This is a genomic window from Herminiimonas arsenitoxidans (assembly GCF_900130075.1).
GTDB lineage: Bacteria > Pseudomonadota > Gammaproteobacteria > Burkholderiales > Burkholderiaceae_D > Oxalicibacterium > Oxalicibacterium arsenitoxidans.
The window spans coordinates 2,262,205-2,286,372 of record NZ_LT671418.1; the positions used below are offsets into that span (position 1 = coordinate 2,262,205).

The following is a 24,168-nucleotide window of genomic DNA, read 5'->3' on the forward strand; positions in this document are numbered from 1 at the left end:
CGCATGAAGAAAATACGACAACAACCATTTTCAGCAGGCTAAGCGGTAACACGCACGTCATATTATTTTCTTCGACAGATAAGGCCCACCCGCAGTCGTGAGATACTGTGGCTATCATTCAGCTTCAACCAACGGAAATACATGTGCCAGCTTCTTGGAATGAATTGCAATGTCCCGACTGACATTGTGTTCAGCTTCACCGGCTTCGCGACACGCGGCGGCGGTACCGATGTCCACAATGACGGATGGGGCATCGCATTTTTTGAAGGCGCCGGTGTGCGCCATTTTGTCGACTATCAAGCCGCAATAAAATCGCCGGTAGCAGATCTGATTCGACGCTTCCCGATCAAATCGAAAAATGTCATCGCCCATATCCGCAAGGCGACCCAAGGCCATGTTGCTCTGGAAAACTGCCATCCCTTCGTGCGCGAATTATGGGGTCGTTACTTTGTCTTCGCACATAACGGCGACCTGAAGGACTTCAATCCTGAACTGAACGGCCCATATCAACCGGTAGGCACGACTGATAGCGAAGCGGCCTTTTGCTACATCCTGCAAGAGTTACGCCGACGTTTTGACGATGCCTTGCCTATGCTGCCGGAATTAACCGCAGCCATCGCCGAGTTGACCAAGGAAATTGCGCAGCACGGCACTTTCAATATGATGCTGTCCGACGGTTCTGCCTTGTTCGCGCATTGCTCGACCAATCTGCATTACATCGTGCGTCAACACCCGTTCGCGGAAGCAACCTTGTGCGATGAAGATGTGAAGGTGAATTTTTCTGAAGTGACGACGCCGAATGATCGCGTCGCCATCATCGTGACTGAACCGCTGACCACGAATGAGAAATGGACACAATTCCAGAGTGGTGAATTGAAAGTGTTTATCGACGGATTACCGCTGCCCTAAACGCCACATATTTTTCAGATCAAGATGACATAAAAAAAGCTGCAGGAAATTTCCTGCAGCTTTTTTATTAATGCCTGATGATTAAAACAATGATCGACTCAGGACAAATTCGGCGCCAACCAACGCTCAACATCTTCCTTCCTCGCACCGCGACGCGCCACCATATCGTTGACTTGATCGTCACCGACCTTACCAACTACGAAGTACTTCGCTTCCGGATGTGCAAAGTAAAAACCCGACACCGCAGCACCAGGGAACATCGCGTATGAATCAGTCAGCATCATGCCGATTTCTTCCGCCTGCAAGGTTTGGAACATTTCTTTTTTGACCGTATGTTCCGGGCAAGCCGGATAACCAGGAGCAGGGCGAATGCCGCTGTACTCTTCCTTGATCAGCGCTTCATTCGACAGCTTCTCGTCGGTAGCATAGCCCCACAAGTCTTTACGCACACGTTCATGCAAATGCTCGGCAAAGGCTTCTGCCAGACGATCTGCCAATGACTTCAACATGATCGATGAATAGTCGTCATGCGCATCTTCAAAGCGCTTCTCGTACTTTTCAATACCGAGACCAGCAGTGACAGCAAACAAACCGATGTAATCGGCAACACCGGATGATTTCGGTGCAATGAAATCAGCGAGGCATTGATTCGGACGTGCTACGCCATCGATCACTGGCTTCACTGTCTGTTGACGTAAACCGTAGTAAGTGAAGGCAACCTTGGTGCGCGTTTCATCCGTATAGACTTCGATGTCGTCGTCATTGACCGTATTCGCCGGCAACAAGGCAATCACGCCATTGGCTTGCAACCAACGACCTTCGATGACTTTTTTCAACAAGGCCTGACCTTCAGCAAAAACCTTGGTCGCCGCATCGCCGACTACTTCATCTGTCAGGATCGCAGGATACGGGCCAGCCAAATCCCAAGTCTGGAAGAATGGGCCCCAGTCTATGTATTGGGCTATCGTCGCCAGATCAACATTCTTGAACACGCGACGACCGATGAACTTAGGTTTGACCGGCGCGTACTGGCCGGTGAATTCCAGTTTCATCTTATTGGCACGTGCTTGTTCCAGCGTCAGCATAGGCACGGCTTTTTTATTCGCATGCTGCTCGCGTATGCGTTCGTAATCGGCCGCCACTTCTGCGATGTAGGCGTCACGTTGTTCCGGTGTCAGCAGCGATTGCGCGACGGAAACCGAACGCGATGCATCTGGTACATAGACGACAGGGCCGTCATAGTTGTGCGCGATCTTGACTGCGGTATGCGCACGGCTAGTCGTCGCGCCACCGATCAACAAAGGCATTTTCAAACCACGGAAGTATTCATCACGCTGCATCTCTTTCGCAACGTAAGCCATTTCTTCCAGTGAAGGCGTGATCAAACCCGAGAGACCGATGATGTCGGCGTTCTCTTCTTTAGCTTTTGCCAGAATTTCGGAACACGGCACCATCACGCCCATATTCACGACTTCAAAGTTATTACATTGCAGCACGACCGATACGATGTTCTTGCCGATATCATGCACATCGCCCTTGACGGTCGCGATGACGATCTTGCCTTTCGGTTTGCTAACGATGCCGGTCTGCTCTTGCAGCAAACGCTTTTCTTCTTCGATGTATGGAATCAGATGCGCAACGGCTTGTTTCATCACGCGCGCGGATTTCACGACCTGCGGCAAGAACATTTTGCCCTGACCAAACAGATCACCGACGATGTTCATACCATCCATCAACGGACCTTCGATCACGTGGATAGGACGACCGCCATTACCCAGCAATTCCTGCCGCGCTTCTTCGGTGTCTTCAACTATCCATTGCGTAATACCTTGCACCAACGCATGCGCCAGACGTTGCTGCACCGTGCCGCTACGCCATTCCAGCGTCGCTTCTTCTTTCTTGTCGCCAGCCTTCAAGGTCGAGGCGATTTCAATCATGCGTTCGGTCGCATCTTCGCGACGATTCAGCACGACGTCTTCGACGCGCTCTTTCAACTCTGCTGGCAAATTGTCATACACGCCGACCATACCGGCGTTGACGATACCCATCGTCATGCCGGCCTTGATCGCGTGATACAGGAATACCGTGTGTATCGCTTCACGTGCCGGATCGTTGCCGCGGAAGCTGAAGCTAACGTTGGACACACCGCCGCTGATTTTTGCGTGCGGCAGATTCTCTTTAATCCAGCGTACCGAGTTGATGAAATCAACCGCGTAGTTATTGTGTTCTTCGATACCAGTCGCAATCGCGAAGATGTTCGGATCGAAGATGATGTCTTCCGGCGGGAAGGCAACTTCTTTCACCAGCAAGTTGTACGCACGCTCGCAGATCTCGATCTTGCGCTCGAAGGTATCGGCCTGGCCTTTTTCATCGAAAGCCATGACGATCACAGCCGCACCGTAACGACGGCACAGCTTGGCTTCATGCAGGAATTTCTCTTCGCCTTCTTTCATCGAAATCGAGTTGACGATGGCTTTGCCCTGCACGCATTTCAACCCTGCTTCGATCACCGACCATTTCGATGAATCGATCATGATAGGTACGCGTGCGATATCAGGCTCGGATGCGACCAAATTCAGGAAGCGCGACATCGCTGCCTGCGAATCCAGCATCGCCTCATCCATATTGATATCGATGATCTGCGCGCCGTTCTCGACCTGTTGGCGTGCAACGGCCAATGCTTCATCGTATTGCTCGTTGATGATCAAACGTGCGAATGCCTTGGAACCGGTGACGTTGGTACGTTCACCAACGTTGACGAACAGCGACTGGTCATCAATGATGAAAGGCTCTAGGCCAGACAATTTCATTGTTGGTGCTATCGTCGGAATCACACGTGGGGCGATATTTTTTACGGTCTCAGCAATGGCCTTGATGTGATCCGGCGTGGTACCGCAGCAACCACCAGCGACGTTGACGAAACCGCTTTCTGCGAAATCTTTCAGCAGCGACGAAGTAACGTCCGGTGTTTCATCAAAGCCGGTATCGCTCATCGGATTAGGCAAACCTGCGTTCGGGTAGATACAAACGTAGGTATCGGCGATCTTCGACAACTCTTCCGCATACGGGCGCATCAGCGCCGCACCAAGTGCGCAATTCAAACCGACGGTCAGCGGACGCGCATGACGTATCGAATGCCAGAAGGCAGGCACAGTTTGTCCCGACAGAATACGACCGGATGCATCCGTGACGGTGCCGGAAATCATGATAGGGAAACGCTTGCCAGACTCTTCAAAAAATTGGTCGATCGCGAACAATGCCGCTTTGCAGTTCAACGTATCGAAAATGGTTTCGACCAGCAGCACATCGGCGCCGCCTTCTACCAGCGCGCGCGTCTGATCCAGATATGCAGCGACCAATTGATCGAAGGTGACATTACGTGCGGCCGGATCGTTGACGTCCGGTGAAATCGATGCAGTCTTCGGTGTAGGCCCCAAAGCGCCAGCGACAAAGCGTGGTTTGTCCGGTGTCGAATACTTGTCGCATGCTGCGCGCGCCAGACGTGCCGATGCCACGTTCATCTCGTAAGCAAGATGAGCCATGTGGTAATCGTCCTGCGCCACCGTGGTCGCACCGAAAGTATTACTCTCGATCAGGTCGGCACCAGCGGCCAGATATTTTTCATGAATTTCGCTGATGATGTGCGGCTGCGTCAGCGACAACAATTCATTGTTGCCTTTGACGAACAGCTCTCTGCCTGGCGGCACATGTACACCAGCAGCAGCCAAATCTGCAAAACGCTCGCCGCGATAATCCTCTTCCGTCAGCTTGTATTGCTGAATCATGGTTCCCATCGCGCCATCCAGAATCAGGATGCGGCGCGCCATCAGGTCGCGCAGAAGAACTTCAGTAGGGCAGAGAGCGTCGCGTTTCATCGTCAATTCTTTATCTATTCGTTATCGGTGCAGCCACATAAAAGCAAAAACCCGGACACAGGCCGCGCCGGGTTAACTAGTATGAAAACTAGGTGAAATTATACGTTAAACCCTCTGTTCTTAGCCGCTTCTTATCCTTTTCACAACAGACGCAAGCCCGGCTGTCAGCCACTACAGCGCTGGTGCTGATTCGACCAAGTTGCCGTCTGTCGCATGTTTCGACTTGGACATTCGTGACTCATTCATTTTCAGGGTTAGACATTTGGCTGCGCCGCCAGCCTTCATGAATTCCGTCAGAGCAATCTGATGCACGTTAAAACCCCAGTGTTCCAGTTGCGCACACAAGCTCAGCGACGCCTGATTCAGGAATACATGCGTACCGCTGTTGACTGCATTACAAGCGAAATTAAGTGCGTCTTCCTGCGATACGGCAAAGCGTTTTTGCGCTGGCACGCGTGCCGCAATACGCGCTTGTGCAGCGGCGTCAAAGGCATCCGGGTAATACAGCAAATACCCGCCTTGCAAAGGACAGAAGCAAGTGTCCAGATGATAAAAACGCGGGTCAGCCAGTTTCAAAGACTGCACTTCAATATTCAGCATCTCGGCGATCAAAGGCCCACATGCCACATCCGAACGATGACCGTTGCCGAACCACAGCAGATCACTGCCTCTATCCAATAAAGCGTCACCAGCACCTTCAAACGGTAATTCATGCGGCATATGCAACACGTTCAATCCACGCGCAGCGAACCATGCAGCAAAGTGCGCTTCCTCAGGCTTGCGCTCGACATGACGGAAACTCGACAAAATCACGTTGTCCCCCATTACCAGCCCGCCATTCGCAGTAAACACCATGTCCGGCACACCCTCTGCCGATGGCATGCGCTCAACGCGCGCCACGGCTTGCAAAGCATGAACCAGCTCCAGCCATTGTCCTTGCGCAGTCAGGCGATCACCATGCGCTACATTCCCTTCCATCCACGGATTGATGATGTAGGAAACCTCAAAGTGCTCAGGTGCGCACGTCAGAAAGGTGTCGAGATGCTTCATGTGCAATCCTCCGTGTGTGGCGTGGGCAAAGTGGCGAATACATATTCGATGATGCGCAATGCTGCATCGATTTCTTCTGCGCTGATAATCAAGGGCGGTGCAAAGCGGACAACGGTGTGATGCGTCTCTTTCGACAACACGCCGTTTTCCATCAGGCGTTCGCAAAAGCTGCGTGCCGAAATAATCTTCGGATCCAGTTCCAGGCCGATCAGCAATCCCTTGCCGCGCACGCTGCGTATCGCCGGATGCTGTAGCGCATGCAAACCATCGCGCAAGCGTTGCCCCAGTCGCTGCGCCATTGCGATCAATTCACCATCACGCAGCAAGGACAGCGCGGCATAACCAACTGCCGCAGCCAAAGGATTGCCACCGAAAGTGCTGCCGTGATCGCCCGGTGTAAATACATCCATCACATCGCGTCGCGCCAAAAATGCCGAGACCGGCAACAGACCGCCGCCCAAAGCCTTGCCCAGTATCAAGCCATCCGGTTTCACGCCTTCATGATCGCAAGCCAGCAAACGTCCGGTGCGGCCCAAGCCGGTCTGCACTTCATCACAAATCAGCAAAACATTGTGACGGGTACATATCTCGCGACATTGCGCCAGATATCCATCCGGTGGCACGATGATGCCGCCTTCACCTTGTATAGGTTCGACCAGAAAAGCAGTAGTGCGCGGCGTGATCGCCGCTTCCAATGCTGCTGCATCGCCAAAAGGTATCGTCACGAAGCCGCCATCAAACGGGCCAAAGCCATCACGGTACTGCGCCTCGGAAGAGAAACCGACGATGGTCGTCGTACGTCCTGAAAAATTACCGTGGCAAACGATAATCTCGGCTTGTTGATCGGGAATGCCTTTGACCTTGTAGCCCCATTTGCGCGCGGCCTTCAAAGCAGTTTCCACCGCTTCGGTGCCGCTGTTCATGGGCAAAGCTTTTGGCATGCCGGTCATCTCGCACAGTAATTGCAAAAATGCGCCTAACTGATCGGTGTAAAACGCGCGTGAAGTAACAGCTAACTGACCAGCCTGATGCGTGAGTGCAGCAACCAAGTCGGGATGACTGTGCCCGAAGCTGACGGCGGAATAGGCAGACATCATGTCCATATAACGCTTGCCGTCTTCATCCCACAACCAGATACCTTTGCCTTTGGTCAATACGACCGGCAAAGGCTGATAGTTATGCGCGCAATAGCGATCTTCCAATGCGATGCGATGACTGCTCACGATGACGCTCCCTCAAAAGAAAACCCTGCGGAACGATGCAATTCACCCTTACATGTTAAGGCTAATGCAGAGAAATATTTCTGCGTTATTGAACGTCATTTAGGTATAAAGTGAACGAATCGTGCACGTATAGAGGTATTTATGGAAAAATTCGACCGCTACGACCGCATCCTGCTGGAAACCCTGCAAAGCCACGGACGTGCCTCCAATGTGGAATTATCGGAGCGCGTCAATTTATCGCCGCCGCAATGTTACCGACGCGTACAAAGACTGGAACAGGAAGGTGTAATACGCGGCTATAGCGCGCAAGTCGACGCGGCTGCGCTCGGCCTCGGCGTCACCGCTTTCGTGAATTTGAATATTGCGCGCGAACAGTTCAAACAAGTGCGCGAATTGGAAAAAGCGATCCGGCAGTTCCCGGAAATTTTGGAGTGTTACACCATCTCCGGTGACTTCGACTATCTGCTGAAAGTGGTCGCTGTTGACCTCAAATCGCTATCGGCATTTTTAACCGACAGACTGATGCAAGTCCCCGGCGTAGCTGGCGTGCGTTCCATGGTGTGTCTGGAAGAAATCAAACCCGCCAGCCCTTTACCGCTACCGGATTAAACTACTCCGCCAAACGACCGCGCTCGCCGCAACCTTGCAGCTTGCGGTTACCGATCGTGACTTCAGCCGTCCATGGGTACTGTGCACCCGACATATTGTCGGTACAGCTTTGCTGCAACATGCGGATCTGTATAGCGGTGCGCTCGTTCTTCGCTGCGAAGGTACGCGCCGCGCCATCGTTGCCAAATGGGGTATAGGCGAAGTATTCGGCTTCTTCACCCAGACTTTCGAAGCGCAGCTTGCTGAAGTCTGCAGTGAATTTCCAGAACGGCTCATTACCGTGCGCCCACCAGATCACCACGTTGGCCATCTGCATATTTCGTTCTGGCTGCGGCGCTACCGTTTTCTGCTTAATCGCATCTGCACTCTGGCAGGCAGCTAAAAACAGCGTCAACAAAATGATGCTTCTTTTCATCGCATATCTCCCGTCGAACAAGACTGCAACATTTGCCAGAAACTTTGCAAAAACGATTTACTGGAAGCGCTTGTCTTCCAGCGCAAAGCCCTTCAGAAACTCCACCGCCGATAAACGCTTGCCGCCCGGCTTTTGCAATTCCGTCACGCGCAATGCACCATCGCCACAGGCAACCAGCACACCGTCATGCGGATTGGCCGCGATTACCTGGCCTGGCGCTAATTGATTGGAAGCAGGTACCGCTTCCGCATGCCAGAACTTGATCAGCGTGCCATCGCAAGTCGCAGCAGCACCGGGGAAGGGATTGAAAGCGCGTATCTTGCGCGCCAACACGACAGCGGACTGCGTGAAATCCAGCGTCGCTTCATCCTTCAAAATCTTCGCCGCATAGTTCGCACCATCCGGTTGCGCTTCAGCAGGCAAATCACCATGTTCCAGCTTGCACAAGGTATCGACGATCATCTCGCCGCCCAGCTTGGCAAGCTTGTCATGCAAACTCGCGGTCGTATCGTCCGCCGTAATCGGCAAACTTTGCATAGCCAGCATAGGGCCGGTATCCAAACCCAATTCCATTTGCATGATGGTGACGCCGGTTTCCGCATCGCCCGCTTCTATCGCGCGATGAATAGGAGCAGCACCGCGCCAGCGCGGCAACAAGGATGCGTGAATATTGATGCAGCCACGTGGCGGAATATCCAGCACCGATTGCGGCAGGATCAAACCGTAGGCAGCCACTACCATCACATCATGCGGTGTTGCTTTCAACAAGGCATGCGCTTCTGCTGCAACGTCGGGATATTTGCCATCGAGGCGCAGCGACACCGGCTGCGCGACCGGAATGTTATGCGCCAGTGCAAACTGTTTGACTGCAGACGCGTGCAATTGCATGCCGCGACCGGCAGGCCGATCCGGCTGCGTCAAGACGAGCGGAATTTCAAAACCTGCTGCGTGCAGCGACGCCAAGGCGACCGCCGCGAATTCCGGTGTGCCGGCAAAAATAATTTTCATGAGGGGATTGTAGTACGAGCAGCACAGGATGCGAACCCATGCGTGCGGTATTGATGGGAGACAACGATACCGGACTCACGCCGAGTCCGGCAACAACACTCAGGATTGCGCCGAACGCTGTTTGTTGGCGCGATTGATCTCGCGCTCTTCTTTCAACATCTTGGCCTTGATGCGATTGCGCTTGAGCGGCGACAGATATTCAACGAATACCTTGCCTTTGAGGTGATCCATTTCATGCTGGATGCATACAGCCAGCAAGCCATCTGCCTCCAGTTCGAATTGTTTGCCGTCTGCATCGAAAGCACGAACCTTGACTTGAGCATGTCGTTCTACGCCGTCGTACACGCCGGGAACCGACAGACAGCCTTCGTCATAGACCTGCATTTCCGGACTGGCCCAGATGATTTCCGGATTGATATAAGCACGCAGTTCGGTATGCGTTTCCGAGGTGTCGATCACGATGATTTGCTCATGCACATCGACTTGTGACGCGGCCAAGCCTACGCCCGGCGCTTCGTACATGGTTTCTGCCATGTCGGCGACCAGCGTCTTGATGCGTTCATCGAACACGGTGACCGGCTTGGCAATTTTATGCAGCCGTGGATCGGGGTAACGCAAGATATTTAATATGGACATACGTGCTTTTGCGCAACAAGGCGGCAGGTTAGGAGCGTGGTTCTTCTTGCTACTTCAAGGATTTATGTGCAGAATTTGATTCAATTTGGCAAGTTTTTTCACGAATTCGTTTGTTCGTTATTAACATGCTGCAGCACAGCGTCAAAATTGGCCCATTACCGGACAAACCATGAAAAATTTTAGCACAGCTGCACTCTTCCTCACACTTGTCTCTGCCGTTTTACCCGCAACAGCCTTCTCCCAAACACCGTCAAATGCCGTCTCAGGCAATGCCCGCTGTGCTTTTCTGGCCAATGCACCCGATCAACATGTGGTCGTGCGTGGCGACACCTTGTGGGGTATTTCTGGCAAATTTCTGGAACGTCCTTGGTGCTGGCCACAAGTTTGGGACATGAATCGCGAACAAATTCGCAATCCACACTGGATTTATCCGGGCCAAACCGTTTATTTTGACCGCGTTGCAGGGCGCTTGCGCCTAGGCAAAGAAGTCGGCAGCGACAATAGCGGCGTGCCTACCGTGCGTCTGTCCCCACAAGTACGCTCCACCGATGCAGCCTCGGATGCGATTTCTGCCGTTTCGTTTAAATCGATAGAACAATTCCTGACCAAACCGTTGATTGTTGAAGTCGACGAGCTGAAAAATACGCCACGCATCGTCGCGACACAGGAAGGCCACGTCTTTCTTGCCAGTGGCGACAAGGCCTATGTACGCGGCGACTTGCAGGGCCGCACCTCATTCCAGGCTTTCCGTCCGGGCAAGCCTTTGAAAGATCCAGTCACCAAACAAATCATCGGCTATGAAGCCATGTACCTCGGCACCTTGAAACTGCAGCGTCTGAGCAAAGCAGAGAACGAACCACACACCTTGACGGTAGTAACAGCCAAGGAAGAAATGGGCGTAGGCGATCGCCTGATTCCGGAAGAACCGACGCCATTCATCAACTACGTACCGCATGCACCCGAGCAGCCGCTTGAAGCGCGCATCGTATCCGTCTACGGCGGCGTGTCGCAAGCCGGACAGAACCAGATCGTAGCAATCAATCGCGGCGCCAAAGATGGTGTCGATATCGGCACCGTGCTGGAACTGCGCCGTCTCGGTTTGATGGTGCCGGATCGCACCACCGGCAACGGCCGCGGCTTGATCAAGCTGCCGGATGAGCAATACGGCGAACTGTTCGTCTTCCGTGTCTTCAACAATATCTCTTACGGTCTGGTGATGCAGGTAAGGGATACGGTGCAAGTTGGCGACATCGCCAAATCGCCGGAATAACGCTTCCATCACAGGTCGCAACGATGCCTGCATCGGACGATATTGCACACTGGCTCCGGCTGGAGCAAACGCCCGGTGTCGGCCCTGAGACCGCACGCAAACTACTCAGCGCGTTCGGTCTGCCGGAAAACATCTTCAACACCCATCTCTCCGCATTACAAGCCGTAGTCTCGGATCGCATCGCGCATGCGCTGCTGGCACCGCTTTCGGAATCAAGCAAAGCACTGATAGCACGTACGCAAGAATGGGCAGCGCAAGCAGACAATCATGTCCTCACGCTAGCCGATGCAGACTACCCAGCAGCACTGCTTGAAATCTCCGATCCGCCTATCCTTCTTTATGCAAAAGGACGCATCGAATTATTATCGCGTCCTTCGCTAGCCGTCGTCGGCAGTCGCAATGCAACCGCACAAGGCATAAGCAACGCTGAAAAATTTTCCGAAGCACTCAGTCTGGCAGGATTAAGCATCGTCTCCGGTATGGCCTTAGGCATAGACACCGCAGCACATCACGGCGGCTTGCAAGCGATACAAAAAACGCAAAGCGCCGGCTCCACCATCGCCGTCATCGGCACGGGTGCCGACATTGTTTATCCCGCACGCAATCGCACACTCGCGCATCAAATTGCAGCAGCAGGTTGCATCCTCAGCGAATACGCGCTTGGCGTACCGGCCATCGTGTCCAACTTCCCGCGTCGCAATCGCATCATCAGCGGTCTGTCGCGCGGTGTCTTGGTAGTTGAAGCTGCCTTGCAATCCGGCTCGCTAATCACGGCGCGCATGGCAGCCGAGCAAGGGCGCGACATGTTTGCGATTCCCGGCTCGATACATTCGCCTTTATCGAAAGGCTGTCACCAACTAATCAAGCAAGGCGCAAAGCTGGTGGAATCGGCGCAGGATATTTTGGAAGAATTGAAATACGCGCCAATTGCGATGACAGCAAATGTCCCTGCCGAGCAAATTGAAATCGATGCGCCCTACGCACAGGTATTGCAAACGATGGGCCACGATCCGGTTGATGCCGACACGCTAGCCATGCGTTGCCAGCTCGACATCGCGGCCATCAATGCGCATCTGCTTTCCCTGGAATTAGATGGTCTGGCAGAAATGTTGCCCGGCGGCTTATACCGACGCATTGCCTGAAGATTATCGTTAATGAGTGTTTAGCTAATGCTTCAGCACACAAACGCAACGATCATTTCAATTTGACATCGCATCCTTGTGCACAAAATTTCCGTCCCTATTGGCATCAGCATTTTTAGTGGTATCCTTCTTCTCAGTAAGCGCTGTTTTTTGATCTGCCGCTGTCGTAACACCTCTTTGTAGTGTGTGTTGTGTAAAGAGCGTGATTCATACGCATCCGATCCAGGCGGCACCAGCAATGGTGACGTCTTAACCCAAGCGCTACGGTGAAGCCATGTTTGACGTTCTAGTCTATCTGTACGAAACCTATTACCGGCCCGATGCCTGCCCGGACTCTGAGGCGCTGGTAAAAAAACTATCCGCTATCGGCTTTGAAGAAGAAGAGATCGAGAAGGCTCTCGGCTGGCTAACTGCGCTCGCCGAGACCACGAACGAACTCTCCGACTCTTATCCGCATCAGACGGCGTTCTCGTTCGGCATCCGCATCTACGCGACACAAGAAATGGATGTACTCGGTACGCCTGCGGTCGGCTTCATTCAATTCCTCGAATCGGCCAAGCTGATCAACCCGGTCCAGCGCGAAATCGTCATTGAACGCGCATTGGCTGCCGGCGAATCGCCGATTTCGCTGGAAAAGCTGAAGGTCATCGTGTTGATGGTCTTGTGGAGTCAGGGCAAGGAACCGGATGGTCTGATATTCGACGAGTTGTTTCTCGACGATGACGACGCCCCACCACGGATGCTGCACTGAAGTATGCCGTTCCAGCATGTCCGCTCACCCCGGACATGCTTCTTCAACAACACACCAGCTTTCTTTTTCGCATCTCTTTTGCCTCCCGCTTGCGGATTTCCCAGCAACGCGCTTATCATTGGCCGCTTGACGGCTATGCAATTATTATATTAGGCAGCGTTTTCATGAGAAATCGCCCGTTTGATAAGCTGCAAGCCGCATGTTGTGCAGCATATAGCGCGTATATTGACGCGTCCATTTCGAGACCCTATTTACTATGACAAAGACCCTCATCATTGCCGAGAAGCCATCCGTCGCGAACGATATCGCGAAGACGCTCGGCGGCTTTACCAAGCACGATGAGTACTTTGAATCCGACGAATACGTCCTTTCATCCGCCGTCGGCCATCTGCTTGAAATCGCGGTACCGGAAGAATACGACGTCAAACGCGGCAAATGGTCATTCGCGCATTTGCCGATGATTCCACCGTATTTCGCACTCAATCCGATCGCCAAGACCGAATCACGTCTGAAAATACTGAACAAGCTGATCAAGCGCAAAGATGTCACCGGCCTGATCAACGCATGCGATGCCGGGCGTGAGGGTGAACTGATTTTCCGTCTGATCGCACAACACGCAAAAGCCAAACAACCGGTCAAACGTCTGTGGCTGCAATCGATGACGCCAGGTGCGATACGCGAAGCATTCAAGAATCTGCGCAGCGATGAAGAAATGTTGCCACTGGCTGACGCCGCACGTTGCCGTAGCGAAGCTGACTGGCTGATCGGCATCAACGGCACCCGTGCAATGACGGCCTTCAACTCGAAGGAAGGTGGCTTCTACCTGACCACCGTTGGTCGCGTACAGACACCGACGTTATCCATCGTGGTTGAGCGCGAAGAGAAGATCAAGAAGTTCGTCCCGCGTGATTACTGGGAAGTGCGCGGAGAGTTCGTCTGCGCCGCCGGTATTTATCAAGGTCGCTGGCTGGACACTTCATTCAAGAAGGATGAAGTCGATCCAGAACGCCGCGCCGAACGTCTGTGGAGCAAGGCAGCCGCTGAATCCATCGTTGCGGCATGCCGTGGCAAGCAAGGCAATGTCACCGAAGAATCGAAGCCGACCACGTCCATGGCACCGGCTCTGTTCGACCTGACCAGCTTGCAACGCGAAGCCAATGCGCGCTTCGGCTTCTCTGCCAAGAACACTTTGAGCCTGGCACAAGCACTGTATGAAAAGCACAAGGTCTTGACCTATCCACGTACCGACTCACGCCACTTGCCGGAAGATTATCTGCCGACCGTGCTGGAGACGTTGGAAGTCATCGCCGAAAACAATAATTACCACCAGTTCGCCAAGCAGATCACGGACAACAAGTGGGTCAAGCCGAACAAGCGGATTTTCGATAACACGAAGATCAGTGATCACTTTGCGATCATTCCGACCACGCAAGCACCGAAGAATCTGTCCGAGCCGGAGCAAAAGCTGTACGACTTGGTGACGCGTCGCTTTATGTCGATCTTCTTCCCTGCGGCAGAATTCCAGGTCACGACACGCTTTACCGAAGTCTCCGGTCATCAGTTCAAGACTGAAGGCAAAGTCATGACCAATCCCGGTTGGCTTGCGGTTTACGGCAAAGAAGTCATAGACGAAAAAGATCCGGAAAACAGCGGCACGCTGGTTCCGGTCGCTAAAGGCGAGAAGGTCAAAACCGAATCGGTAGTTGCCAACGGCCTCGTCACCAAACCACCTGCACGCTATTCTGAAGCGACATTGTTGTCGGCAATGGAAGGTGCCGGCAAGCTGATCGACAACGATGGCTTGCGTGATGCGATGGCCGGCAAAGGTCTGGGTACACCAGCGACTCGTGCTGCCATCATCGAAGGCTTGCTGAACGAGAAATACCTGTTGCGCGAAGGCCGGGAAATGATCCCGACCGCAAAAGCATTCCAGTTAATGACTTTACTGCGCGGCTTGGGCGTGAATGAACTGACCGCACCAGAACTGACCGGCGAATGGGAATACAAGCTGTCGGAAATGGAACGCGGCAAGATCAGTCGTGAAGAATTCATGCGCGAGATTGCACAGATGACGCAAATCATCGTCAAGCGCGCCAAGGAATACGACAACGATACGATCCCAGGCGATTACGCGACATTGAAAACGCCATGCCCGAATTGCGGCAGTGTGGTGAAAGAAAACTATCGTCGCTTCGCCTGCACCAAGTGCGAATTCTCGATGAGCAAAACGCCGGGCAGCCGTCAGTTTGAAATTGCTGAAGTCGAAGAACTGCTGACCAATAAAACCATCGGGCCGCTGCAAGGCTTCCGTTCGAAGATGGGACGTCCGTTCGCTGCCGTGTTGAAAATCTCGCGCGATGAAGAGATCAAGAATTTCAAACTGGAATTCGATTTCGGTCAAAACGACGATGACGAGAATGCCGAGCCGGTCGATTTCAGCGGCCAGACTGCACTCGGCCCTTGCCCGAAATGTGCGGGCAACGTGTACGAATTACCTCTGTCCTACGTTTGCGAAAATTCAGTCGCCAAACCGAAGACTTGCGATTTCCGTAGCGGTCGCATCATCTTGCAACAGGAAATTCTGCCGGAACAAATGAGCAAACTGCTCAACGAAGGCAAAACCGATTTGTTGCCTGGTTTTGTCTCGCAACGCACACGTCGCGCGTTCAAGGCTTTCCTCGTACGTGGCAAAGACGGCAAGACCAGCTTCGAATTTGAACCACGTAAAGAAAAAGTACCAGCCAAAGGCAAGGCAGCAGCGGTCGCAGATGGCGAAACAGAAGCCAGCAATGACGCACCGGTAAAAGCCGCTAAGAAAACAGCTGCCAAACCAGTTGCCAAAAAAGCTGTCGCCAAGAAAAAACCGGCCGCCAAAAAAGCCGCCGCGTAAAAAAGAAAGATCGTACTGCGCATCGCACGCATGCGCAGTACACTTGAGTTGTATCCAGGTTAAAACAAGTACGCGAATATTCATTGCACGGCAGCAGAAGCATCCATCAAGCTTGAGCATTAACAATGCGCTTACGTGATGGAACGAGTTGCATCAATTTTCGACGCAGACCTTGTATCACCAACCGAGGGGAACTCTCATGGATCAACTTGAACCCACCGTCCCAAGCAAAGACGATTGCAACATCGCCATGCTCTCCCATCTACTGGGCATTTTTACCGGCTTTCTCGGCGCACTCATCATCTGGCTGCTCAAGAAAGACGATTCCGCATACATCGCATCACAATCCAAAGAAGCATTGAACTTCCAGATCACGATCACCATCGGTTTCATCATTGCGTGGCTACTGGCATTCATCCTGATCGGCGTAATTTTCGTGCCTATCTTGCTGATCGTTAATCTGATTTTCTGTATTCTAGGTGCTGTTGCAGCATCCAAAGGACAAGCTTATCGCTATCCGTTTGCGATTCGTTTGGTACAGTAAAATTTATGCGGTGCGAAAAAGAAAAGTGAGACTCTCTTTTCTTTTTCGCGATTCACAACACATTCAATCTCACTCCAAATATGGCCACAGAAAATTTCCTTTCACTGCCTACTGATCTGCCGGTCCCGTACAACGATGGTGCCTGCAATCACTTGTGTGGACTAACGCTGCCATCTATCACCTTGCAAGCAACGTCCGGTGCGACAGTCGATCTATCGAAAGAGCAAGCTCCCTGGGTCGTAGTCTATTGCTACCCGCGGACTGGCCGGCCAGGACAAGAATTGCCTGGCGGTGCAGATGCGTGGAATGCGATTCCTGGCGCGCGTGGTTGCTCGCCGCAATCCTGCGGCTATCGCGATCATTATGCTGAACTGCAAGCCCTGGGTGCTAGTGTGTATGGCCTCAGTACGCAAGACACAGAGTATCAAAGCGAAGCGGTAGAACGATTGCATTTGCCCTTTCCCTTGCTGAGCGATGAACAACTCACGCTAGCGAAAGCGTTGCAGTTACCGACCTTCACGTTCGCGGGCCTGGAATTGATCAAGCGCCTCACACTGATCATACGTGCCGGTCGAATCGAGGAAGTGTTTTACCCAGTGTTCCCGTCGGATGGCGATGCGGAACATGTGATTGCATGGCTGCAAGCGCGCAACAATCAATAACCGCGTTCGCTCTCGCGGCTATTCCTTAATTAACCGCGATATCTTCCAGCGCCAGCAGGAAGCGCTTGCGCTCCAATCCGCCCGCGTAGCCAGTCACCGCGCCAGATGAGCCAATCACGCGGTGGCAGGGCACGATAATCGATATCGGATTTTTCCCGATAGCTGAGCCGACAGCGCGCAATGCCTTGGGATTGCCAAGTCGTTGCGCGTGCTGCGCATAGCTGACACTTTTACCAAATGGAATAGCGCTCAGTTCTTGCCAAACCGAACGCTGAAAATCCGTTCCAGCCAAATCCAGCGGCACATCAAACTCAGTCCGCTTTCCGGAAAAATATTCGTCCAGTTGTTGTGCCGTACGCTGCAAGTGCTGTGCTGCGGCCGATTGTGTCAGCGCTGCTTGCCAGCCATCTTTACCTTTGAAGTGCTTGTGCTCTTCAAAATAAATACCGCAAATCCCATTATCCGTCGCAGCGATCAGCAAGATACCAACCGGGCTTGGATGTTCGATATAGGAAATCATGATTACTCCTTCGTCGATATCAACATCGACCTGTTCATTTAATAAAATCAGCTCTTCAACTGATTGAGTTCCACAACAACAGCGCTGCATACGCGCGCCATGGCGACCAGTTTGTCGCGCGTTCGAGGAGCTGCTTTTCCGTCAAACGCTCTCCGCCTTCCACTTCCACCGCCGCTTTTTGCAAACCCAAATCGCCAGCAGGAAAACCATCCGGAAAACGCAACGCACGCATGGCGATGTATTGCGCCGTCCATTCACCTATGCCACGCACCGTTTTCAAATGCGCGACGGTTTCTTCCAGCGATACACCCGGTTTCATTTTCAAACCGCCTTGTGCTGCAAATTGCGCCAGATTAAGAATGGCGCCAGCACGCGCCGTCGGCATTCCAATCGCGGCGATATCCGCCACCTGGGCATGAGCGAGTTGCTCCGCCGTAGGGAAGTGATGACTGAGCCCTATGAAAGGCGTATCGGCAGGCGTACCAAAGCGCCGTACCAATCGACCTGACACTGTAGTCGCTCCGGCTACACTGACTTGCTGCCCCAGCACCGCACGGATGGCCAATTCAAAGACATCGAAGGCACCCGGCACACGCAGACCCGGCACCTTGCTTATCTGCTTGGCCAACAAGGGATCCAGCGACAGATGTGCCGCGATGATTTCCGGATTGGCATCGAGATCGAACTGGCTGCGTACACGTGCCAGCAAGGGCATCAACACATGCGCAAGGTTGGCAGGCAAAGACAGTTCGAGCTGATTCTTGGCCGATAAATTCGTAATGCCTAGCCAACCGCTGATTTCATCCAGCTGCACGCTGCGCACATACGACATGGTGCCGGGCGCGTGCTCTATCACGGCTTCGACACCAGGTATGGCACGCCCTGAGAGGTAACGCAGCATCGCTGCCCACGCGTATGGCGGGCGATAGGCAAGACGCAATGTGATCGCTTCCTGCCCATCGTTGGCAAGCGTGCCCGCTGCGCGACGTATGCTGGTCGGCGCCATGCCATAGCGCGCCAGGAACAGGGCGTTAAAGCGCCGTATGCTACCGAAGCCGGCGGAGTAAGCCACGTCGCTCATGGGCAAGCAGGTTTCCTGCAGTAATTTTTTGGCGAACAGCAGGCGCTGCGTCTGCGCCAACTCGACAGGCGTAACGCCAAAGTGCTCCAGCAAGACACGACGCAATTGGCGCGATGACAGGCCAACTTCTTCCGCTAATCTTTCCGTATCACCATCGTTCAAGGCACCGGCAGCTATCCTTTGCCAGACTGCATAAGCAAGATTTTGTTGTAGTGCATACGGTGCCAGTTCGGGACGGCAACGCAAGCAGGGGCGAAAGCCCGCCGCTTCGGCCGCCGCGGCCGTGCTGAAATAGGTACATGACGATGCACGTGGAGTTCTGACTGAACAAACAGGACGGCAATAGATGCCGGTAGTTTTTACGCCGACAAAAAACACGCCATCGAAACGCGCATCCTTCGCCGCCAATGCGCGATAGCAACTCTCTGCAACCAAGCTTGCATCGGGTGTTTGATCGTTGAATTTTCGCATGTCCATGGCGTATTTATACGCGTGGACTTATGCAGCGTCTAGCCGTTTTCGGACAAGATCCTCGGAGGGGTAATTTCATGCAGATGACGATCTGCCGGTCGCAGAAGGATGCATCGCTGTGGATGCATCCCGACTTACATATTACTTGCCGACTTGTTTATGTATCTGGAATGCCAAGGAGATATGGGCGAATTCGATCAGGATTTCTTTCGTGCCGCCATTGAAGGTGCTGAAAGAATTACCGGTACGTACCACCAGACGCGGCGGGAATAACCCGCTGAGGAAAGGGATGCCTATCATCTTCGCGCTGCGTACATCGCGCCATTCGACTTGGCGATTGTAGAGCCAGGTTTGCGTAATGCCTTTGTCATCGATGGTGATGGTCGAACGCAAAAACCAGTAATAACTGACGACCAGCATCAGTGCCGCGCACAGCAGCAAGACTTTGACGCTGAGGCCGTATTCCAGCAAAGGATAACGTCGCATGATATCGGCTGCGTACACCAACAGACTGATCGAAAACACGGTAGCCAGCAACTTGAACCAGCGGCTGTATGAAGGTCCGGTGACGGTTTTTTCCGGCTTGTAAAAATTCATTGTCATATTATTACTGCTCGATTCGTGAACGTGGCCGAATGATCGCACATCTGACCGCCACAGTCGAAAATGTCATCTCCATCAATGATGCACGGCCTCACGCCGACGAATGATTTCGCCCCAGATTTGTCGCTTGCCTTGATCGTCGATTGCACCCCACTCCGTGATCTCTTCTATCGTGCGCAGGCAACCTGTACAAAACGTCGTACGAGTATCGACACGGCAAATACCTATGCACGGTGATGGCAAAGGCGTCGCAGTTAGATCGAGAAAAGAAATCAGATCGTCGAGATCTTCAGGGCGCGCGGGTTTTCTGCGCATGATGGTCGAGCCGGATGGTAGTAGATGCCCGACAGTATAAGCGGCCGCCTGCCAGAATGGACAGACAGCCGCTTATCGAAGGAAAGCACCTCAGGCGGCGAGTGCGACCGTTTGGGAACGTTGCAGCAGGACCGGTATCGATTTCGAAGTCGGCGTGTTACATACATCGCCCACGCTGTTGAGAGGAACCAGCGGATTCGTCTCTGGATAATAAGCACCGATACAGCCACGTGGAATGTCATATTCCACCAGCAGGAAGCGATTGGCATGACGTTCTATACCGTCATCCCACACCGTGCTCATATCCACCCATTCGCCTGCTTTGAAACCCAGCATCAACAAATCTTCCGGATTGATGAATACCACGCGACGTTGACCGAACACGCCACGATAGCGATCATCCATCGCATAAATCGTCGTGTTGTACTGATCATGCGAACGCGTCGTCATCAAGGTCATCAGCTTGCTACCATGCTGCTGCTTGGCACGACGGATCGGCGTGTCCTGTTCGATATTGTGGACGATGAAATTTGCTTTGCCGGTATCAGTCAGCCACTCGCGTTCACGTGAAGCAACACGCAAATGAAAGCCACCCGGCTTGGCGATGCGCTCGTTGTAATTTTCAAAACCATCGAAGATGCTTTCCATCGCATCGCGCACCAGCGAATAATCTGCAGCGTAAGCCAACCAGTCGACCTTGTCAGAACCAAGCGTCGCATGCGCAATGTTGGCTGCGATCGCGGTTTCCGACATCAGGTTTTTCGATGCAGGCGTGTTCATGCCGTATGAGATGTGCACCATGCTCATCGAGTCTTCCACCGTCACACCTTGCGCCACACCGTTTTGCTTGTCGATCTCGGTACGACCAAGTGTCGGCAAAATCAAAGCATCCTGGCCATGTACCAAATGACTACGATTAAGCTTGGTCGTGATATGTACGGTCAGACTACATGAGCGTAGTGCTTCAAACGTACGCGGCGTATCCGGCGTTGCCATCACGAAGTTGCCGCCCAGGCCGATGAATACTTTGACGTGGCCTTCCAGCATTTCATGGATGGTTTCCACGACGTCGTAACCGTGTTCGCGTGGTGGCTCGAAGTTGAAGACCTTGCCCAGCCGATTGAGGAATTCCTGCGAAGGTTTCTCTTCAATACCAACCGTGCGGTTGCCTTGCACATTTGAATGTCCGCGCACCGGGCACAAGCCTGCACCTTCGCGGCCGATATTCCCGCGCATCATCATCAGGTTGGACAGCATGTGCACGGTCTGCACCGAATTCTTGTGCTGCGTAATACCCATGCCCCATGTTGCGATCACGCGCTTGCCGTTGACATAGATGCGGCTCAGCTTTTCTATATCGTCACGCGAGACGCCGGACTCATCGACCAGCTCTTGCCAATCCTGCATGCGCAAATCCGCAGCAAAGTCTTCGAAACCGGCACAATGTTCTGCAATGAAAGCTGTATCCAGCACGCGTTCTGTGCCTTTCTCTACCGCTTCATCATCCAGTTCCAAGGTGCGTTTCGCAACGCCTTTAATCAAGGCGAAGTCACCACCCAACTTAGGCTGAATAAAAGTAGATGCGATCTTGGTGCTCGATAGCGTCAACATTTCCACCACGCTTTGCGGATCGGCAAAACGTTCGAGACCACGTTCGCGCAAAGGGTTAATAGAAACAATGACAGCGCCACGCTTCGAGCATTCACGTAACTCACCCAGCATGCGCGGATGATTGGTTGCAGGATTCTGTCCAAAGATCAGCAAGGTATCTGCATGCTCAAAATCATGCAGCGTGACCGTACCTTTACCAACACCAACGGTAGATGGCAAACCACGACTGGTCGCTTCATGACACATATTCGAGCAATCAGGAAAGTTGTTGGTGCCGAACATGCGCACAAACAATTGATAGACAAACGCCGCTTCATTACCCGCACGACCAGACGTATAGAACGCGGCTTGATGCGGATTGTCGAGTTTGTGCAAATGGGAGGCGATCAGTTTGAATGCATCGCTCCACGCTACCGGCACATACTTGTCGGTAGCCGCGTCATAGCGCATAGGATCGGTCAGACGACCATGTTGCTCCAACTCGTAGTCGGATTGCTCCAGCAATGCAGCGACTGTATTTTTTTCAAAGAAGGCAGGCGTCACGCGTTTGCTGGTTGCTTCCGCCGCCACGGCCTTGACACCGTTTTCACAAAATTCAAAGGTCGATGCATGCTGACGATCAGGCCATGCACAACCAGGACAATCAAAACCTTCCGGTTGATTTTGTTTGAACAAGGTACGGTAATTTCCACCGGAGACTTTTTCCTTGATCATATTGATGGCGACATACTTCACCGCACCCCAACCACCGGCTGGGTGATCATAAGTTTCAATACTGCCTTGCGACTTCAACTTTTCCACAACAAATTCCTTTGATCCGGCGCACCGTCATGCGGATTCATTCATGCATGAGCACCTTGTGTGCCGAGTGAGCAAAGCTTAGAGCGCTACGTCATTTTGATGAGCGTACACATAGCTTGAAATAAAAAGAGTACAGTTTGAAAATCGACGTATCTGTGCTTTTATTCCTGCTTAAGTAATTAGCAACAAGCGTCGGAGAACCGCATAAACACTAGGGTATTTGAGTAATGAATATGAGTCATTACAGGCAAAAAAATTAACATGACAAGCATCAGGGGCATTTGTGAAGTTGTATGAAAAGCTGGCAAAAGATATTGAAGAGCTGATCGAGAACGGCGTGTTCCGACCCGGCGAACGACTGCCGTCGATACGACAAACCAGCCAGCATCATCGCCTCAGTATCACGACTGTCGTGCACGCATTTCTTTTACTGGAAAGTAAAGGCATCATCGAAAGTCATCCGCAATCGGGTTACTTCGTACGCGTCACGCCACAATCAGCAAACGGGAAAGTGCCGCAGGAATTGCGCACCTCGCGACCGCTCGCGATATCGTCACAAGTGGACGTTAGTCATCTAGTGCTGTCCACGCTGCGCTCCATTAATGCCGATGATGCGGTTCCACTCGGCTCGCCGTATCCCGACCCCAGCCAGTTCCCATCAGAAAAAATCAATCGCTATGCCTACGGCATCACACGACGCCAAACCAAATGGGGCGTGACCGATGCGCTGCCGCCTGGCCATCCGGATCTGATACGCCAGATCGCACGCCGCTATCTGGAAAACGGCACCGCCATCGATCCGAATGAAATCGTCGTCACAGTAGGCGCCACCGAAGCCATCAATCTCTGCTTGCAAGCAGTCGGCAAGGCTGGCGATATCGTCGCGGTTGAGTCGCCCACCTTCTATGCGATGTTGCATGCGATCGAACGTATGGGCATGCGCGCGATAGAAGTCGCCACGCATCCGCGCGAAGGTATCGATCTGGTTGCACTGGAAGAGATACTCGACATGCATCAGATTGCGGCGTGCATGGTGATGCCGAACTTTCAAAATCCGCTGGGTTTTCAAATGTCGGATGAAAAGAAGCGTGCACTGGTCAAGCTGATTACCGAACGCAATGTGCCGGTCATAGAAAACGATGTCTATAACGAGTTGTACTTTGGTGATGCACATCCGACTTCGCTCAAATCCTACGACACCGAAGGCTTGGTACTGCACTGCGCTTCTTTTTCAAAAAGCCTGACCTCGGCCTATCGCATAGGCTGGGCGATGCCGGGACGTTATCGCGATCAGGTTGAAAAACTGAAGTTCCTGAATACGCTGACGACACCCACCATTCCGCAACTTGCTATTGCCGAATATCTGGAACACGACGGTTACGAACATCATCTGCGCCACATCAGAAAAATCTACGCGCAACAAGCGAACATGATGCGCGCCGCAGTCAAACGTTTTTTCCCGGAAGGAACGCAGACTTCAGAACCCAAGGGCGGTTATGTCTTGTGGGTGGAACTACCAGCGTTGGTTGATTCGATGAAGCTGTATGAGCTGGCCTTGCAGCATGGCATCACCATCGGGCCGGGTTATATGTTCTCCACCACCAACGGTTACAGCAACTTCATCCGCCTGAACTATAGCTATCCGTGGTCAGCCAGCATAGAAGAAGCGCTCAAGACTATCGGCAAGCTGGTCGTCGATTGCATGCGCCAGGCAGAACGTGCGGTTGATGCGCGAACGCGTGAAAACTATAATATGAGGTAACACGCAGCTTTCAAGCTGTC

At 52.8% G+C, this 24,168-nt stretch carries 20 protein-coding genes; 9 read left to right on the forward strand and 11 right to left on the reverse strand.

What is annotated here, in order from left to right:
* Window positions 1–141: 141 nt before the first annotated feature.
* On the forward strand, window positions 142–909 hold the full coding sequence (locus BQ6873_RS10665) for a class II glutamine amidotransferase (RefSeq protein WP_076592623.1): 768 nt from the start codon (window positions 142–144) through the stop codon (window positions 907–909).
* A 98-nt stretch (window positions 910–1,007) separates the two neighbouring features.
* Here the strand turns inward: BQ6873_RS10665 and metH are convergent, their stop codons facing one another.
* From metH to rocD, 3 genes are all read right to left on the reverse strand, one after another.
* Window positions 1,008–4,784 carry a methionine synthase gene (metH, locus tag BQ6873_RS10670; protein WP_076592624.1) on the reverse strand — a complete coding sequence of 1,259 codons (3,777 nt, stop codon included), beginning with the start codon at window positions 4,782–4,784 and terminating at the stop codon, window positions 1,008–1,010.
* A 171-nt stretch (window positions 4,785–4,955) separates the two neighbouring features.
* Complete coding sequence (locus BQ6873_RS10675) at window positions 4,956–5,834, reverse strand: dimethylarginine dimethylaminohydrolase family protein (RefSeq protein WP_076592625.1); 879 nt, start codon at window positions 5,832–5,834, stop codon at window positions 4,956–4,958.
* Window positions 5,831–7,057: an ornithine--oxo-acid transaminase gene (gene rocD / locus BQ6873_RS10680; RefSeq protein ID WP_076592626.1), complete on the reverse strand. Its 1,227-nt coding sequence runs from the start codon at window positions 7,055–7,057 to the stop codon at window positions 5,831–5,833. Before rocD ends, BQ6873_RS10675 begins: the two co-directional genes overlap by 4 nt.
* Window positions 7,058–7,198: 141 nt before the next feature.
* Here rocD and BQ6873_RS10685 point away from each other — a divergent pair, with 141 nt between their 5' ends.
* Window positions 7,199–7,666, forward strand: coding sequence for an Lrp/AsnC family transcriptional regulator (locus BQ6873_RS10685; protein WP_076592627.1), 468 nt, complete (start codon window positions 7,199–7,201; stop codon window positions 7,664–7,666).
* Window position 7,667: 1 nt separating this feature from the next.
* Here BQ6873_RS10685 and BQ6873_RS10690 read toward each other — a convergent pair whose 3' ends face one another.
* The 3 genes from BQ6873_RS10690 to def all read right to left on the reverse strand — a co-directional run bounded on the left by BQ6873_RS10690 (window position 7,668) and on the right by def (window position 9,725).
* On the reverse strand, window positions 7,668–8,081 hold the full coding sequence (locus tag BQ6873_RS10690; protein ID WP_076592628.1) for a COG3650 family protein: 414 nt from the start codon (window positions 8,079–8,081) through the stop codon (window positions 7,668–7,670).
* Window positions 8,082–8,138: 57 nt separating this feature from the next.
* Window positions 8,139–9,089: a methionyl-tRNA formyltransferase gene (gene fmt, locus BQ6873_RS10695; RefSeq protein ID WP_076592629.1), complete on the reverse strand. Its 951-nt coding sequence runs from the start codon at window positions 9,087–9,089 to the stop codon at window positions 8,139–8,141.
* A 99-nt stretch (window positions 9,090–9,188) separates the two neighbouring features.
* Window positions 9,189–9,725, reverse strand: coding sequence for a peptide deformylase (gene def / locus BQ6873_RS10700; protein ID WP_076592630.1), 537 nt, complete (start codon window positions 9,723–9,725; stop codon window positions 9,189–9,191).
* 169 nt (window positions 9,726–9,894) lie between these two features.
* Here def and BQ6873_RS10705 point away from each other — a divergent pair, with 169 nt between their 5' ends.
* The 6 genes from BQ6873_RS10705 to BQ6873_RS10730 all read left to right on the forward strand — a co-directional run bounded on the left by BQ6873_RS10705 (window position 9,895) and on the right by BQ6873_RS10730 (window position 16,984).
* Complete coding sequence (locus BQ6873_RS10705) at window positions 9,895–10,995, forward strand: LysM peptidoglycan-binding domain-containing protein (protein ID WP_076592631.1); 1,101 nt, start codon at window positions 9,895–9,897, stop codon at window positions 10,993–10,995.
* 23 nt (window positions 10,996–11,018) lie between these two features.
* Window positions 11,019–12,137: a DNA-processing protein DprA gene (gene dprA, locus BQ6873_RS10710; protein ID WP_076592632.1), complete on the forward strand. Its 1,119-nt coding sequence runs from the start codon at window positions 11,019–11,021 to the stop codon at window positions 12,135–12,137.
* A 274-nt stretch (window positions 12,138–12,411) separates the two neighbouring features.
* Entirely contained in the window at window positions 12,412–12,888 is a 477-nt protein-coding gene (locus tag BQ6873_RS10715; RefSeq protein ID WP_076592633.1) for a DUF494 family protein, read from the forward strand.
* A 256-nt stretch (window positions 12,889–13,144) separates the two neighbouring features.
* On the forward strand, window positions 13,145–15,778 hold the full coding sequence (locus BQ6873_RS10720) for a DNA topoisomerase III (protein ID WP_076592634.1): 2,634 nt from the start codon (window positions 13,145–13,147) through the stop codon (window positions 15,776–15,778).
* A 199-nt stretch (window positions 15,779–15,977) separates the two neighbouring features.
* Entirely contained in the window at window positions 15,978–16,322 is a 345-nt protein-coding gene (locus BQ6873_RS10725; protein ID WP_076592635.1) for a DUF4870 domain-containing protein, read from the forward strand.
* 80 nt (window positions 16,323–16,402) lie between these two features.
* The gene (locus tag BQ6873_RS10730) at window positions 16,403–16,984 is read left to right on the forward strand and encodes a peroxiredoxin (RefSeq protein WP_083664444.1); all 582 of its coding nucleotides are present in this window, start codon (window positions 16,403–16,405) and stop codon (window positions 16,982–16,984) included.
* A 25-nt stretch (window positions 16,985–17,009) separates the two neighbouring features.
* Here BQ6873_RS10730 and BQ6873_RS10735 read toward each other — a convergent pair whose 3' ends face one another.
* From BQ6873_RS10735 to BQ6873_RS10755, 5 genes are all read right to left on the reverse strand, one after another.
* Window positions 17,010–17,504 (reverse strand): methylated-DNA--[protein]-cysteine S-methyltransferase, encoded by a 495-nt coding sequence (locus BQ6873_RS10735; RefSeq protein ID WP_076592636.1) that lies wholly within the window; start codon window positions 17,502–17,504, stop codon window positions 17,010–17,012.
* Between the two features lie 55 nt (window positions 17,505–17,559).
* Window positions 17,560–19,056: a DNA-3-methyladenine glycosylase 2 family protein gene (locus tag BQ6873_RS10740; RefSeq protein ID WP_231949318.1), complete on the reverse strand. Its 1,497-nt coding sequence runs from the start codon at window positions 19,054–19,056 to the stop codon at window positions 17,560–17,562.
* A 141-nt stretch (window positions 19,057–19,197) separates the two neighbouring features.
* Window positions 19,198–19,659, reverse strand: a complete 462-nt coding sequence (locus tag BQ6873_RS10745) for a hypothetical protein (RefSeq protein ID WP_076592638.1) — start codon at window positions 19,657–19,659, stop codon at window positions 19,198–19,200.
* Window positions 19,660–19,734: 75 nt separating this feature from the next.
* Entirely contained in the window at window positions 19,735–19,974 is a 240-nt protein-coding gene (locus BQ6873_RS10750) for a DUF1289 domain-containing protein (protein WP_083664445.1), read from the reverse strand.
* A 90-nt stretch (window positions 19,975–20,064) separates the two neighbouring features.
* Complete coding sequence (locus BQ6873_RS10755) at window positions 20,065–22,386, reverse strand: FdhF/YdeP family oxidoreductase (protein WP_076592639.1); 2,322 nt, start codon at window positions 22,384–22,386, stop codon at window positions 20,065–20,067.
* Window positions 22,387–22,669: 283 nt separating this feature from the next.
* Here BQ6873_RS10755 and BQ6873_RS10760 point away from each other — a divergent pair, with 283 nt between their 5' ends.
* Window positions 22,670–24,148, forward strand: a complete 1,479-nt coding sequence (locus BQ6873_RS10760; RefSeq protein ID WP_076592640.1) for an aminotransferase-like domain-containing protein — start codon at window positions 22,670–22,672, stop codon at window positions 24,146–24,148.
* Window positions 24,149–24,168: the final 20 nt, after the last annotated feature.